The following is a 13,198-nucleotide window of genomic DNA, read 5'->3' on the forward strand; positions in this document are numbered from 1 at the left end:
CACCCTAGTTGGCGGTCCGTTTGACGCAGCGAGGGCGCGCGTGCGACGGTTCGCCTTACCGAAGGACGACGGGGTAAGCCGGTGAGAATCCGGCGCTGACCCGCAACCGTTACTCCGCCCGAGCCGCTTGCCGGCCCGGGACGGCAAGCCGGAAAACCCGCGCCCGAACGGCTCCTTTGTCAGTCTGTCGTGGAATGCGGACCGGAGTCACCCCGCCGGGCCGGCTCCAGCCAGCGACCCGACATGGTGTCCGACCGCAAGGAGGGAAACCATGTCCACTGTTCGTCGCGCCCCCATCCGGATGCTGCTCGCCGCCGTCGTCGCGGCCTGTCTCTCAGCCCTGACGCTCGCACCCGCCCAGGCCGCCGCGTACCGCTACTGGGGCTTCTACCAGCTCACGGGAACGTCGTGGGCCTTCGCGCAGAAGGGTCCCGACCAGACGGTGCCCAAGGACGGCGCCGTCGACGGTTGGCGCTTCGCCGTCGCCGACGAGACCTCGACCCGTTACCCGCGCGCGGTGCTGACCTTCGACCAGCTGTGCGGCTCCACGCCGGCCCAGTCGGGCAAGAAGCGCGTGGGCCTCGTGCTGGACTTCGGCCGTCCGGCTGATGCGGCCGACGGCGCCACACCGCCCCAGCCCCGGGCCCTGTGCACCGTCGTCGACACCGGCGCGTCCAGTGCTGCGGTGCTGGCGGTCGCGGGCGGTGTCCGGACCGAGAAGGGCCTGGTCTGTGCCGTCGCCGGCTACCCGACGAGCGACTGCGGTGGCGCGGTCAAGGAGGTCAGCGCTGCGGCGAAGGCCAAGGACGAGCCGGTGACCATCGCGGCACCCTCGGCCACCCCCTCGGCCAGCGCCACGGCATCCGGCGCCGGCGCCTCCGACGTCGCGTCGTCGGCGTCGACGGCCACGTCGTCGACCTCGGGAGGCAGCGTGGCGGCATACGTCGTCGCGGGCCTGCTGCTGCTGGCGCTGATCGGCTACCTGCTCGTGCGTTCGCGGGCCCGCCGGAACGCCTGAGGTCGGCGGCGGGCGTGGTCCAGCTCCGTGCGAGGCTCCAGCACCCCGCAGCCTGGTGGCTGTGGGGGCTGGGCCTTGCCACGGCTGCCTCCCGCACGACGAACCCGGTGCTCCTGATCCTGGTCATCGGGGTCTGCGTGCTCGTCGTCAGCGAGCGCCGTGACCCGGCCACCGTCAACCCGCTGCCGGGATTCCTCGCCGTCGGCGCCGTCGTCGTCACCCTCCGGATCGTGGTGACGGCCGCACTCGGCAACGGCATCAGCGGCAGCACGGTGCTCGTCACCCTGCCGACCGTGCCGCTGCCCGAGTGGGCGGCAGGCATCCGGCTCGGCGGCCCGGTGACTCTCGAGTCCCTGCTGTATGCGCTCTACGACGCCCTTCGCCTCGCGGCGATCCTCGCCTGCCTCGGGGCCGCCAACGCGCTCGCCAGCCCTCGCCGGCTCCTGCGCTACCTGCCCGCGACCCTCTACGACGTCGGCACCGCCGTCGTCGTCGGGCTGACCTTCGCGCCCCAGCTGCTGACGGATGCGCGCGAGGTGCGCGCCGCACGAGCGCTGCGGGGACGTGACGGTCGCGGGCCGCGCGAGGTCGCGCGGCTCGCGGTCCCGGTGCTCGAGACCGCGTTCGAGCGCTCCCTCGGCCTGGCGGCCTCGATGGAGTCACGCGGCTACGGCCGCGCGGTCACCTCGACGCGGACCAGCCGCCGCGCCGCCACGGGCCTCGCCCTCGCGGGACTCGTCGGCGTCCTCGCCGGGCTGTACGGCCTGCTCGACGCGTCGGCCGGCGGCCTGCTCGGACTGCCCGTGCTCGTGGTCGGGGCCCTGCTCGCGGCGTCGAGCCTGGTGGTCGGCGCCACCCGGGACTCGCGTTCCGGGCACCGCCGCGACCGCTGGACCTGGACCGAGACCGTCACCGTCCTCGCCGGCGCGGCGCCCGCCGCAGTCCTCGTCGTCGCCTCGGCCGCGGGGTGGACGGGCGTCGTGCCGGACCAGTCGGCCCAGCTGCCTGCGGTGCCGCCGCTCGCCGTGCTCGCCATCGTCGTCGCGGCCGTCCCCGCCTGGGTGACGCCGCCTCCCCGGGAGGCCATCCCATGATCACCTTCGAGGACGTGTCGGTGCAGTATGCCGGCGCCCCGGCCCCCAGTCTCCGCGACGTCTCCCTCGAGATCCCCGAGGGCGAGCTGGTGCTCGTCGTCGGGCCGACCGGCAGCGGCAAGTCGACACTGCTGCGCACCGTCAACGGGCTGGTGCCGCACTTCAGCGGCGGCACCCTGACCGGACGCGTCCGGGTCGACGGGCTCGACACGGCCGAGCACCGTCCCCGCGACCTCGCCACCGTGGTCGGTCTCGTCGAGCAGAACCCCACGTCCACCTTCGTCACCGACGTCGTGGAGGACGAGGTCGCGTACGGGATGGAGACGATGGGCCTGGACCCCACGACGATCCGTCGACGGGTCGAGGAGACCCTCGACCTCTTCGGCCTGACGCCGTTGCGCGCCAGGTCGCTGCGCGCCCTCTCGGGGGGACAGCAGCAGCGTGTCGCGATCGCCGCCCTCTTCGCCGCCGGCCCACGGGTGCTCGTGCTCGACGAGCCGACCTCCGCACTCGACCCAGTGGCAGCAGAGGAGGTCCTCGCGTCACTGCACCGCATCGTGCACGACCTGGGCGTCACCGTCGTGCTCGCCGAGCACCGTCTCGAGCGGGTGGTCCACCACGCGGACCGGGTGGTGCTCATCGACGACGGGCGCGTCTCGGAGCTGCTCGACCCGGCGGACGCCATGGTCCGCTCCCAGATCTTCCCTCCCGTCGTCGGCCTGTCCCGGCTGGTGGGGTGGTCGCCGACCCCGCTCTCGATCCGCGATGCCCGGCGAAGGGCCTCGACGCTGCGCGAGACCCTGGGCGCCAGCGTCCCGCGCGCGGCCGCGGACCTGCGCCCCATCGGGCCGGACGTGGCCCTCAGCGTCTCCGGCCTCCGGGTGGCACGCGGCGGGAGGGTCGTCATCGAGGGCCTGGACCTCAGCGTCGCCCGAGGCTCGGTGACCACTCTCATGGGCCGCAACGGGGCCGGCAAGTCGACCCTGCTCGGAGCCGTCGCAGCGCAGCACCCGCTGGCTGCAGGACGCGTGCGCGTGGGGGCTGGCCGCCTGGACCCCCACGCCACCCCCGCCCGCGACCGGGTGCACACCGTCGGCCTCGTGCCCCAGCAGCCCGAGCTGCTGCTCTACGCCGACACCGTCGCCGCGGAGTGCGTCTCCGCCGACGCCGACTTCGGGGCGGCGCCCGGCACGGCCCGGGCCGTGCTGGAGCGGATCTCGGGCGGCATCTCCCACGACACCCACCCGCGGGACCTCTCCGAGGGCCAACGGCTCGAGCTGGCCCTGGCCGTGGTCCTCGCCGGCTCCCCCGAGGTGCTCCTGCTCGACGAGCCCACTCGCGGCCTGGACTACGGCGCCAAGAAACGGCTCGGCGAGGTCCTCACCGAGCTCGCGACGCAGGGCACGACGGTCGTCCTCGCGACCCACGACGTCGAGCTGGCGGCCGAGGTGGCCGACCGGGTCGTCATCCTCGCCGACGGCGAGGTCGTGACCGACGGCCCCGCCCGCGAGGTGCTCGCCTCCTCACCGGCCTTCGCGCCCCAGGTCACGAAGGTGCTGCTGCCCCAGACCTGGCTCACCGTCGCCGAGGTCGCCGGCGCCCTGGGGAGGATCGCGTGACCGGCCGGCGCGTCATCCCGCTGCGGTGGCCGGCCGCAGTGGCGATCGGCGTCGTCGGCCTGGTCGGGCTGGTCGCTTTCACGTGGCCGTTCTTCGTCAGCGGCGACGTCGCCCGAGACCACGGCAACGACGCGCCCTGGCTCTTCGCGGTGCTGCTCGGCCTCCTCTCGGTCGTGTGCCTGGCCGAGGTGACGGCCGGGCGCCTCGACGCCAAGACCATCGCCGTCCTGGGCGTGGCTGCCGCGGCCGGAGGCGGCCTGCGGCTGCTCAGCGCGGGCACCGCCGGCCTCGAGCCGATGTTCTTCGTCGTCATCGTGGCCGGGTGCGTGCTCGGTCCGGGCGTCGGCTACGTCGCCGGGGCCCTCGCCGTCACGACGGGCGCCCTGCTCACGGGCGGGGTGGGGCCCTGGCTGCCGTTCCAGATGATCTGTGCGGGAGCGATCGGGCTCGGCGCCGGCGTGCTGCCGGTGCGGGCGGGCAGCCGTCTGGAGCGCTGGGTCCTCGCTGGCTACGCCCTCGTCACCGGTCTCGCGTTCGGGCTCTTCATGAACCTGTGGTTCTGGCCCTTCCTCGGGTCGGGCGCCGCCTCGGGCATGGCGTTCGTGCCGGGCGCACCGCTGGCCGAGAACCTGTCCCACTACGGCCTCTTCTACCTCGCCACCTCACTCGGTTGGGACCTGCCGCGGGGCGTCCTCAACGCGGTGCTCGTCCTGCTCGCCGGCCCCGCGCTGCTGCGGGTGTTCCGTCGTGGCGCCCGGCGCGCGGCCTTCGGGGTTCCGGTCGTCTTCGGCCCCACGGTCCCGACCGCCGCCGCGGCGACGGACCAGCAGGCCCGGGTGCCCGGGTCACGGGTGCGCGGGTGAACGGCGTCAGGCGCCCCGGCGCCGGGACCGGGCCTCGGGCCGCGACCGGGAGCGCGACCGGCCCGGGCACCGCTGCCGCCCGTGCATGGACGACCACTCTGGTGACCGGGCCCGTCCGCAGCGGCAAGAGCCGGCACGCCGAGGACCTCCTCTCGGACCGGCCGGACGTCACCTACGTCGCCACCGGGCCACCCCTCCCGCCGTCCGGCGCCACCGGTCCCCTCGACCCGGGTGACGTCGAGTGGCGGCGGCGGGTCGAGAGCCACCGTGACCGCCGACCGAGCACGTGGCACACGGTCGAGACGACCGACGTGGCCCGGGCCCTGGACGCCGCGACGGGGCCGGTGCTCGTCGACTGCCTCGGCACCTGGCTCACCGCGGTGGTCGACGCGACCGGCTGGGAGGACCTTGAGGCCGCGGCCTCGGCGGTGCGCCGCGAGGCCGACCGGCTCGTCGAGTCGCTCTGCCGCGCAAGCGTCCCCGTGGTCGTCGTCACCAACGAGGTGGGCTGGTCGCTGGTGCCGACCACGGCGTCGGGCCGGCTCTTCCAGGACGAGCTGGGACGGCTCAACGCCCTCGTCGCCAGCGTGGCCCGTCACGTGCACCTCGTCGTCGCCGGTCGTGTGCTGGACCTCAGCGACGCTCGGGTCGTGCCTCCCGGACCCGGGGCCGGGACGCCCGATGCGTGACGCCTGGCGCTTCGCCCTCGGCACCCTCACCGCGCTGCGCGTGCGGCCACCCCTGCGGGTCGACCGCTCGGTGGTCGGCCGGGCGATGGTGCTCGCGCCGGCGACCACGCTGCCCGTGGCACTGGCCTGGGCCGGACTGGGGCTTGCCGTCCACGCCGGGCTGCTGCCTGCTCCGGTCGCTGCCGTGCTCGCCCTGCTCGTCGCCGCCCTCACCTCCCGCGCCCTGCACCTCGACGGCCTGGCCGACCTGGCCGACGGCCTCACGGCGGGCTACGACCGAGGCCGGTCGCTGGAGGTCATGCGGCGCGGTGACACCGGGCCCGCCGGTGCAGCGGCGATCGTCCTGGTCCTGCTCCTCGACGCCGCCTGCCTCGCCCTGCTGCTCGGCGACCCGGGCGGCACGGCACTGGCTGTCGTGGCGCTCGCCGCGAGCCGCCTCGGCTGCGCCGTCTGCGCGCGGGACGGCATACCCCCCGCTCGGCCCGAGGGCCTGGGTGAGGCGGTGGCCGGGACGGTGAGCCGGGCGCGGCTCGTGGCCACGGTGTCCGCCGTGGCGGGGCTGGCCGCAGTCGCGGGCGTGGTCGGGGCCCGGCTCTCGGGCCCCGGCCACCACCCGTCGGCGGCGGCCGCGGCGTGGGCAGCCGGCGAGGTGCTCGTCGCGGCGGGGGCGGCGCTCGCCACCCGCCGCCACGCCGTGCGGCGGCTCGGCGGGGTCACCGGCGACGTCGTCGGGGCTGCGGTCGAGGTGGCCCTGGCCGCGGCGCTGGTCGCCGCGACGATCGCCCGTCCTCACCTCTGAGCACCCCTCACAGTGCGACGCCGCCACGGGCGGGGTCGCTCCGCCGCGGCGGAGGCTCAGCCCTCGCGGACCTGCACCTGCACGAACGGCGGCTTCACCACCGTGGCCTCGACCGCCCGACCCCGCACGTCGATCTCGACGGTCTCGCCGTCGGCGATCCCGGGAGCGAGCAGGGCCAGGGCGATGCCCTGCTTGAGAGTCGGTGAGAACGTGCCGGAGGTGACCTCGCCGGCGGCTGCGCCGCCCTTGGACACGGTGCAGTGCGCCCGGGGGATGCCGCGACCGGTGACCAGCAGGCCCCTCATGAGGCGGGTCGGGGCGGCCCGCTCGGCCTCCAGCGCGGGCTTGCCCCAGAACGTGTCCTTCTTCCAGCCGACCGCCCAGCCGGCACGCGCCTGCACGGGCGAGATCTGCAGGGAGAGGTCCTGTCCGTGCAGCGGGTAGCCCATCTCGGTCCGCAGCGTGTCGCGCGCTCCCAGGCCGCACGGCTTGCCCTCGAAGGGCGCGATCGCCTCGACGAGGGCGTCCCACAGCGCCGGGGCGTCGTCCCAGCGGGGCACGAGCTCGTAGCCACGCTCGCCGGTGTACCCGGTGCGACACACGATGACGGGCCGGCCCTGCCAGTCGGCCTCGACGAACGACATGTAGTCGTGACCGGTCGGCAGCCCGAGCGACTCGAGCACCTCGTCGCTCCTGCGGCCCTGCACGGCGATGACGCCGTAGTCACGGTGCAGGTTGGTGACCGTGATGCCCTCGGGGGCGGCCTCCTGCAGCCGGCGCACGACCTCGGCCGTGTTGGCGGCGTTCGGGATGAGGAAGACCTCGTCGTCCGACTTGAGGTAGACGATGAGGTCGTCGACGACACCGCCCGACTCGTCGCAGCAGAGGGTGTACTGCGCCGAGCCCGGCTGGATGCGACGCACGTCGTTGGTGAAGCAGGAATTGACGAAGTCGGCCGCGCCCGGACCCGTCACCGAGGCCTTGCCGAGGTGGCTGACGTCGAACACGCCCACCCGCTCGCGCACCGCGGTGTGCTCCGCGACGACACCGCCGCCGGGGTACTCGATCGGCATGTCCCAGCCGCCGAAGTCGGCCATCTTGGCGCCGAGGGCGACGTGGCGGTCGTGCAGGGGTGAGGTCAGCGGGGAGGCGGTCCCCGACGGCGCTGTCGTCATGGGCGTCAACCTACCGTCACCGGGTAAGCCTTCCCCGCTCGATATCATCGAACGCCGGGGGTCTGCGGCGCCCGAGCCGCACCCTCCCCTCGACCCCGCACCTGAGGACGCGCCGCGACGTGCGCCCGAAAGCGCCTGACACCAAAGGAGTCCTTCGTGGCCAACCTCACCATCTCGAACCGCTCTGCCGCCGACACGGCCGCCGATGCCCTCGTCGTCGCGGTCGTAGCCGCCGACCAGACCGGTGATGGCACCGCCGCCCTGGCACCCGGTCACGACCTGCCCCGCAAGACGGTCTCGCACCTGGCGTCCGTCATCGCCGACCTCGAGCTGGCCGGCAAGGTCGGCGAGGTGACTTCCCTGGCGGCCGTGCCCGACGTCTCCGCCCGACTCGTCGTGCTCGCCGGTGTCGGCGAGCTCACGGCCGACTCCACCCCTGACGGGACTGCCCTCGAGGACGTGCGCAAGGGCGTGGGCGCTGCGGTCCGCTCGCTCGCCAAGAAGAAGAAGGTCGCCGTCGTGGTGCCCGGCACGTCGGTCGAGCTCGTCTCGGCCGTCGCGGACGGCGCAGCCCTCGGGGCGTATGCCGTCTCCAAGGCCGGCGCGACGAGTACCGACGCCGTCGAGGAGGTCGCGCTCGTCGGTCCGTCCGACAAGGCCTCGCGTGCCGCCGTCGAGCGGGCCGCGGCCATCGGTGACGCCGTCGCCTACACCCGTGACCTCGTCAACCTGCCCCCGAACCTGCTGTACCCCGAGACGTTCGTCGACTCCCTCGCCGATCGGGTCAAGGGCACGAAGGTCAAGCTGAAGTCCTACGACATGAAGGCGCTGCGGGCCGGCGGCTTCGGCGGCACGGTGGGCGTCGGCCAGGGCTCGGCCAACGAGCCTCGCATCGCAGTGCTCAGCTATGCCCCGTCGCGTCCGAAGGCCTCGATCGCGTTCGTCGGCAAGGGCATCACCTTCGACTCGGGCGGCCTGTGCATCAAGCCCGCCAACGGCATGCTGACGATGAAGTGCGACATGGCGGGTGCGGCTGCCGTCGCCGGCGCGGTCCTCGCCATCGCGGAGCTCGGCCTGCCCATCGCCGTCACCGGCTACCTCGGCCTGGCCGAGAACATGCCCAGCGGGACCGCGCAGCGCCCGAGCGACGTCGTGACGATGCGCGGCGGCAAGACCGTCGAGGTGCTCAACACCGATGCCGAGGGACGCATGGTCCTCGGCGACTGCATCGCCCTCGCCTCCGAGTCGACGCCCGACGCCATCGTCGACGTCGCCACGCTAACCGGAGCCCAAGTCGTGGCCCTGGCCAACACCGCGGCCGTGATGGCCAACGACGACGCCTTCCGCACGCGGGTGCTCGACGCCGCCTCCACGGTCGGCGAGGCGATGTGGCCGATGCCGCTGCCCAAGGAGCTGCGCCCGTCGCTGGACTCGATCAACGCCGACATCGCCCACAAGGGCGGGACCGAGGGCGGCATGCTCACGGCGGGCATCTTCCTCAGCGAGTTCGTCGGCAAGGGCATCCCGTGGAGCCACCTCGACATCGCGGGCCCGGCCTTCAACGACAAGGCGCCGACCGGCTACTGGCCCAAGGGAGGCACCGGCTTCGGGGTCCGGACCCTCGTCGGCCTCGCCGAGTCCTACGCCTGATCCTTCCGACACGGAGAGGCCACGTTCCGTCCCGGAACGTGGCCTCTCTCGTCGTGGTCCTGCCGCGGTCAGCCGCCGGACTTGCGGCGGAACATCTGCTGGGCCCTGGCCGGGCCATGGGCACCGTGCACCTTCGTGCGGTCGTGGTCGTCGGAGACGTCCTTGCCGCCGTGTGCGTGCGTCTTGTCGAGGGCGGCCCGGAACTTGGCCTTCATCTCCTCGCTCGGGCCCGTGGGCGCGCCATCCTGCTTGGCCATGTCGAGAACCTCCTGTGTGCTGTGGCGCCGAATCCGGCACGGACTGAACATCTTCTTCGACCCTGTCAGCGAACGCGTGGCGGGTCCACTCGGTTTGCGGCCGAGACCCCACGAGCTCGTACGCGGGGTCGTCCGCCGGGCAGTGTGCCGCGAGTGCCGGGCCGGCTCAGGCGTCCCCCTGACGGCGACGCCTGCTCCACTCGCGCATGCGGTTGGGGTAGCCGGTCTGGTTGACGTCGTAGGCCGGGATGCCGAGTCTCTGGCTCAGCTCGAACCCCTCCTTGGGCGAGCCGACGGCGCGGCGCGTCCACTCCCCGTCCCAGGCGATGAGCACGATCGTCGTGGTCGTGACACTCGTGGCCGGTTCGACGTACGCCTCGACCCCCAGACGTGAGTCCACGAAGGCGCGAAGGTGCTGCTCGACCGCCCTGCGGTCGATCTCCATCTTCGGGCCGTCCGAGCGGCCGGCAGGGCCCGTGCCCCTGCGCCCGCCGCGCCGTGAGAACCAGCCCATGGCGGCACTGTACGGGTTGGACCCGTGCAGGGGACGCGAGCACGCCGGGAGCAGGCCGGAGCATGCGGGAGCACGCGGAGGCCACGACCTGCCTGTGCCGTCCCGGTGGATCAATGACAAGATGCTCCTGCACCCCACACCTCCTCGTCCTCCGCATGCCCGGCCCTCCCACCGGCCTCTCGCGTGCACGGCGTCGGGAGCAGGCAACTCACCCGAAGGAGCACATGCATGCCGGCTGATGCCGCAGGCGACTACGACGTCGTCATTCTCGGTGGAGGGTCCGGCGGCTACGCCTGCGCCCTCCGGTCGGCGGAGCTGGGACTCTCCGTGGCGCTCGTCGAGAAGGGGCGGCTGGGCGGCACGTGCCTGCACCAGGGCTGCATCCCGACCAAGGCGCTGCTGCATGCTGCGGAGGTGGCCGACGTCGCCCGCGAGGGAGCGTCCTTCGGTGTCAAGACCACGTTCGAGTCCGTCGACATGTCGGGGGTCAACGCCTACAAGGACGGTGTCGTCGGTCGTCTCTACAAGGGCCTGCAGGGCCTGGTGAAGGCGGCGAAGATCGAGTACGTCGAGGGCTCGGGTGTCCTCGACGGACCACACACCGTCGTGGTCGGCGACCGCCGTCTCACCGGCCGCAACGTCGTGCTCGCCACGGGAAGCTACGCGAAGTCGCTGCCCGGGCTCGAGATCGGCGGTCGCATCATGACGAGCGAGCAGGCTCTGGCGATCGACCACGTACCTGCTCGCGTCGTCGTGCTCGGCGGCGGGGTCATCGGGGTCGAGTTCGCCTCCGTCTTCAAGAGCTTCGGCTCCGAGGTCACCGTCATCGAGGCGCTCCCGCGGCTCGTCGCCGCCGAGGACGAGGCCATCAGCAAGCAGCTGGAACGCTCGTTCCGTAAGCGCAAGATCGCGTTCAAGACCGGCGTACGCTTCGCCGGCGCGACGCAGGAGGGCGACGTCGTGACCGTCTCCCTCGAGTCGGGCGAGAACATCGAGGCCGACCTGCTCCTCGTGGCCGTGGGCCGCGGTCCGGTCACGGAGGGCCTGGGCTACGAAGCGGCCGGGATCACCGTCGACCGCGGCTTCGTCCCAACCGACGAGCGGCTGCGCACCGGCGTCCCCGGTGTCTACGCCGTCGGCGACATCGTGCCGGGGCTGCAGCTCGCGCACCGCGGCTTCGCCCAGGGCATCTTCGTCGCCGAGGAGATCGCCGGCCTCGCGCCGGCTCCCATCGAGGAGACCGGTATCCCGCGGGTCACCTACTGCGACCCCGAGATCGCGAGCGTCGGCCTCACCGAGGCACAGGCACGAGAGAAGTACGGCGAGGTCGCCACCTACGAGTACAACCTCGGCGGCAACGGCAAGTCGCAGATCCTCGGCACGCAGGGCTTCGTCAAGCTCGTGCGCCAGGTCGACGGCCCGGTGGTCGGGGTCCACATGATCGGCGCCCGGATGGGTGAGCAGGTCGGCGAGGCACAGCTCATCGTCAACTGGGAGGCGCACCCCGAGGACGTCTCCGGTCTCATCCACGCACACCCCACACAGAACGAGGCGCTCGGCGAGGCACACTTGGCCTTGGCGGGTAAGCCCCTGCACGCACACGCTTGAGCCAGAAACTGGGAAGAGGAGAAAACACGTCATGTCAGAACGCGTGACCATGCCGGCCCTGGGTGAGTCAGTCACCGAGGGGACCGTCACCCGCTGGCTGAAGAACGTCGGTGACCGCATCGAGGTCGACGAGCCGCTGCTCGAGGTCTCGACGGACAAGGTGGACACCGAGATCCCCTCCCCCGTGGCGGGCACCCTGCAGGAGATCCTCGCCCAGGAGGACGACACCGTGCCCGTGGGGGCAGACCTCGCCGTCATCGGCGACGGCGCGGCCCCCACCGGAGGCGGCGAAGCCCCTGCGGCAGAGCCCGCCGAGGTTCCCGCGGCAGAGCCTGCCCAGGCCGAGGCCGCACCCGCCCCCGAGGCGCCGAGCGTCGACCAGGAGCCCCAGCCGGCCACGAGCGAGCCCGAGGCCTCTCAGGCCCAGCAGCCGCAGGCGGGCGCGTCGTCGTCCGAGGGCGGCGAGGGCCAGACGGTGACGATGCCGGCCCTGGGCGAGTCCGTCACCGAGGGCACGGTCACGCGCTGGCTCAAGGCCGAGGGCGACGAGGTCGCCGTCGACGAGCCGCTGCTCGAGGTCTCGACCGACAAGGTCGACACCGAGATCCCCTCCCCCGTCGCCGGTACCCTCACCAAGATCCTCGTGCAGGAGGACGACACCGTCCCGGTCGGCGCCGACCTCGCCGTCATCGGTGGCAGCGCCCCGGCCGCCGCACCGGCGCAGGAGCCCGAGGCCCAGAAGGCACCGGAGCCGGCCCCCGCTCCGCAGGCCGCGGCCCAGGAAGCACCCGCCCAGGATGCTGCCCAGGCGCCCGCTCCCCAGGAGGCTCCCGCCCAGGCCAAGCCGGAGGAGGCCACGCCCGAGGCCGCCGGCAAGCCTGCCGACGCCCCGCGCCCGCCGGCCCAGCAGTCCCCCGAGGCACCGGAGGCCCACGCACCGGCAGCGGCGCCCGCTGCCGCGCCGTCGAGCGACGACGCTGCCGCCTACGTGACGCCGCTCGTGCGCAAGCTCGCCGCCCAGCACGGCGTCGACCTCGGCTCGATCACCGGCACCGGTGTGGGTGGCCGCATCCGCAAGCAGGACGTTCTCGACGCCGCCGAGGCGGCCAAGGCTCCGGCGCCCGCTGCCGAGCAGCCCGCCCCGGCCGCCGCACCGGCCGCTCCCGCCGCAGCGAGCGCTCCGGCCACCGGCACCGTCTCGCCCAAGCGGGGCACGCGCGAGAAGATGACCCGCCTGCGCAAGGTGATCGCCACCCGCATGGTCGAGTCGCTCCAGGTCTCGGCGCAGCTGACGACCGTGGTCGAGGTCGACCTGACCAAGGTGGCCCGACTCCGCGCCCGCGTGAAGGACGAGTTCGAGGCTCGCGAGGGCACCAAGCTCAGCTTCCTGCCGTTCCTGGCCCTGGCCGCCACCGAGGCCCTCAAGGCGCACCCGATGGTCAACGCGAGCATCGAGGGCGACGAGGTCGTCTACCACGGCACCGAGAACCTCTCGATCGCCGTCGACACCGAGAAGGGCCTCATCGTCCCGGTGGTCAAGAACGCCGGCGACCTCAACATCGCTGGTCTCGCCCGCGCCATCGCCGACGTGGCTGCGCGCACCCGCAGCAACAAGATCACGCCCGACGACCTGGCCGGTGGCACCTTCACCATCACCAACACCGGCAGCCGTGGTGCCCTGTTCGACACGCCGATCATCAACCAGCCGCAGGTGGCGATCCTCGGCACGGGGGCGATCGTCAAGCGTCCGGTCGTGGTCACCGACGTCGACGGCGGTGAGACGATCGCGATCCGCTCGATGATGTACCTCGCGCTCTCCTACGACCACCGCATCGTCGACGGGGCGGACGCCGCCCGGTTCCTGGCCACGATGAAGGCACGTCTCGAAGAGGGTCAGTTCGAGGCCTGAGCC

At 73.2% G+C, this 13,198-nt stretch carries 12 protein-coding genes and 1 riboswitch; of the genes, 9 read left to right on the plus strand and 3 right to left on the minus strand.

What is annotated here, in order from left to right:
* Positions 1-17 precede the first annotated feature (17 nt).
* A riboswitch (cobalamin riboswitch) is annotated at positions 18-180 on the plus strand.
* A gap of 91 nt (positions 181-271) precedes the next feature.
* From LQK93_RS19685 to LQK93_RS19710, 6 genes are all read left to right on the plus strand, one after another.
* The gene (locus LQK93_RS19685) at positions 272-1,018 is read left to right on the plus strand and encodes an SCO2322 family protein (RefSeq protein ID WP_374969451.1); all 747 of its coding nucleotides are present in this window, start codon (positions 272-274) and stop codon (positions 1,016-1,018) included.
* Between the two features lie 14 nt (positions 1,019-1,032).
* The gene (locus tag LQK93_RS19690; protein WP_374969452.1) at positions 1,033-2,112 is read left to right on the plus strand and encodes an energy-coupling factor transporter transmembrane component T; all 1,080 of its coding nucleotides are present in this window, start codon (positions 1,033-1,035) and stop codon (positions 2,110-2,112) included.
* Entirely contained in the window at positions 2,109-3,731 is a 1,623-nt protein-coding gene (locus LQK93_RS19695; protein WP_374969453.1) for an ABC transporter ATP-binding protein, read from the plus strand. Before LQK93_RS19690 ends, LQK93_RS19695 begins: the two co-directional genes overlap by 4 nt.
* Positions 3,728-4,594, plus strand: coding sequence for an ECF transporter S component (locus LQK93_RS19700; RefSeq protein ID WP_374969454.1), 867 nt, complete (start codon positions 3,728-3,730; stop codon positions 4,592-4,594). Before LQK93_RS19695 ends, LQK93_RS19700 begins: the two co-directional genes overlap by 4 nt.
* Positions 4,595-4,695: 101 nt before the next feature.
* The gene (locus LQK93_RS19705) at positions 4,696-5,283 is read left to right on the plus strand and encodes a bifunctional adenosylcobinamide kinase/adenosylcobinamide-phosphate guanylyltransferase (protein WP_374969455.1); all 588 of its coding nucleotides are present in this window, start codon (positions 4,696-4,698) and stop codon (positions 5,281-5,283) included.
* A complete protein-coding gene (locus LQK93_RS19710; RefSeq protein ID WP_374969456.1) occupies positions 5,276-6,082 on the plus strand; it encodes an adenosylcobinamide-GDP ribazoletransferase in 807 nt (268 codons plus the stop codon). The genes LQK93_RS19705 and LQK93_RS19710 overlap by 8 nt, the downstream gene beginning before the upstream one ends.
* Before the next feature lie 56 nt (positions 6,083-6,138).
* Here LQK93_RS19710 and gcvT read toward each other — a convergent pair whose 3' ends face one another.
* Complete coding sequence (gcvT, locus tag LQK93_RS19715) at positions 6,139-7,257, minus strand: glycine cleavage system aminomethyltransferase GcvT (RefSeq protein ID WP_374969457.1); 1,119 nt, start codon at positions 7,255-7,257, stop codon at positions 6,139-6,141.
* Positions 7,258-7,413: 156 nt separating this feature from the next.
* Here gcvT and LQK93_RS19720 point away from each other — a divergent pair, with 156 nt between their 5' ends.
* Positions 7,414-8,907: a leucyl aminopeptidase gene (locus LQK93_RS19720; protein WP_374969458.1), complete on the plus strand. Its 1,494-nt coding sequence runs from the start codon at positions 7,414-7,416 to the stop codon at positions 8,905-8,907.
* A gap of 68 nt (positions 8,908-8,975) precedes the next feature.
* On the opposite strand, the gene LQK93_RS19725 is transcribed toward LQK93_RS19720, so the two are convergent.
* Together LQK93_RS19725 and LQK93_RS19730 are read right to left on the minus strand one after the other, a co-directional pair.
* Positions 8,976-9,164 carry a DUF5302 domain-containing protein gene (locus tag LQK93_RS19725; RefSeq protein ID WP_374969459.1) on the minus strand — a complete coding sequence of 63 codons (189 nt, stop codon included), beginning with the start codon at positions 9,162-9,164 and terminating at the stop codon, positions 8,976-8,978.
* Between the two features lie 166 nt (positions 9,165-9,330).
* Positions 9,331-9,678: a hypothetical protein gene (locus LQK93_RS19730; RefSeq protein ID WP_374969460.1), complete on the minus strand. Its 348-nt coding sequence runs from the start codon at positions 9,676-9,678 to the stop codon at positions 9,331-9,333.
* Between the two features lie 228 nt (positions 9,679-9,906).
* On the opposite strand from LQK93_RS19730, the gene lpdA reads away from it, so the two are divergent.
* Together lpdA and sucB are read left to right on the plus strand one after the other, a co-directional pair.
* Positions 9,907-11,286, plus strand: coding sequence for a dihydrolipoyl dehydrogenase (gene lpdA / locus LQK93_RS19735; RefSeq protein ID WP_374969461.1), 1,380 nt, complete (start codon positions 9,907-9,909; stop codon positions 11,284-11,286).
* A gap of 31 nt (positions 11,287-11,317) precedes the next feature.
* Positions 11,318-13,195: a 2-oxoglutarate dehydrogenase, E2 component, dihydrolipoamide succinyltransferase gene (gene sucB / locus LQK93_RS19740; protein WP_374969462.1), complete on the plus strand. Its 1,878-nt coding sequence runs from the start codon at positions 11,318-11,320 to the stop codon at positions 13,193-13,195.
* The last annotated feature ends 3 nt before the right edge of the window (positions 13,196-13,198 follow it).

It is taken from the genome of Terrabacter sp. BE26, from assembly GCF_041941675.1.
In the GTDB taxonomy this organism is placed as follows: domain Bacteria; phylum Actinomycetota; class Actinomycetes; order Actinomycetales; family Dermatophilaceae; genus Terrabacter.

What these genes read in the sequence shown, in the direction of transcription:
- LQK93_RS19685 (WP_374969451.1), top strand. Translation starts at nt 272, where the DNA reads ATGTCCACTGTTCGTCGCGCCCCCATCCGGATGCTGCTCGCCGCCGTC.
- LQK93_RS19695 (WP_374969453.1), top strand. Translation starts at nt 2,109, where the DNA reads ATGATCACCTTCGAGGACGTGTCGGTGCAGTATGCCGGCGCCCCGGCC.
- LQK93_RS19710 (WP_374969456.1), top strand. Translation starts at nt 5,276, where the DNA reads ATGCGTGACGCCTGGCGCTTCGCCCTCGGCACCCTCACCGCGCTGCGC.
- gcvT (WP_374969457.1), bottom strand. Translation starts at nt 7,257, where the DNA reads ATGACGACAGCGCCGTCGGGGACCGCCTCCCCGCTGACCTCACCCCTG.
- LQK93_RS19725 (WP_374969459.1), bottom strand. Translation starts at nt 9,164, where the DNA reads ATGGCCAAGCAGGATGGCGCGCCCACGGGCCCGAGCGAGGAGATGAAG.
- LQK93_RS19730 (WP_374969460.1), bottom strand. Translation starts at nt 9,678, where the DNA reads ATGGGCTGGTTCTCACGGCGCGGCGGGCGCAGGGGCACGGGCCCTGCC.
- lpdA (WP_374969461.1), top strand. Translation starts at nt 9,907, where the DNA reads ATGCCGGCTGATGCCGCAGGCGACTACGACGTCGTCATTCTCGGTGGA.
- sucB (WP_374969462.1), top strand. Translation starts at nt 11,318, where the DNA reads ATGTCAGAACGCGTGACCATGCCGGCCCTGGGTGAGTCAGTCACCGAG.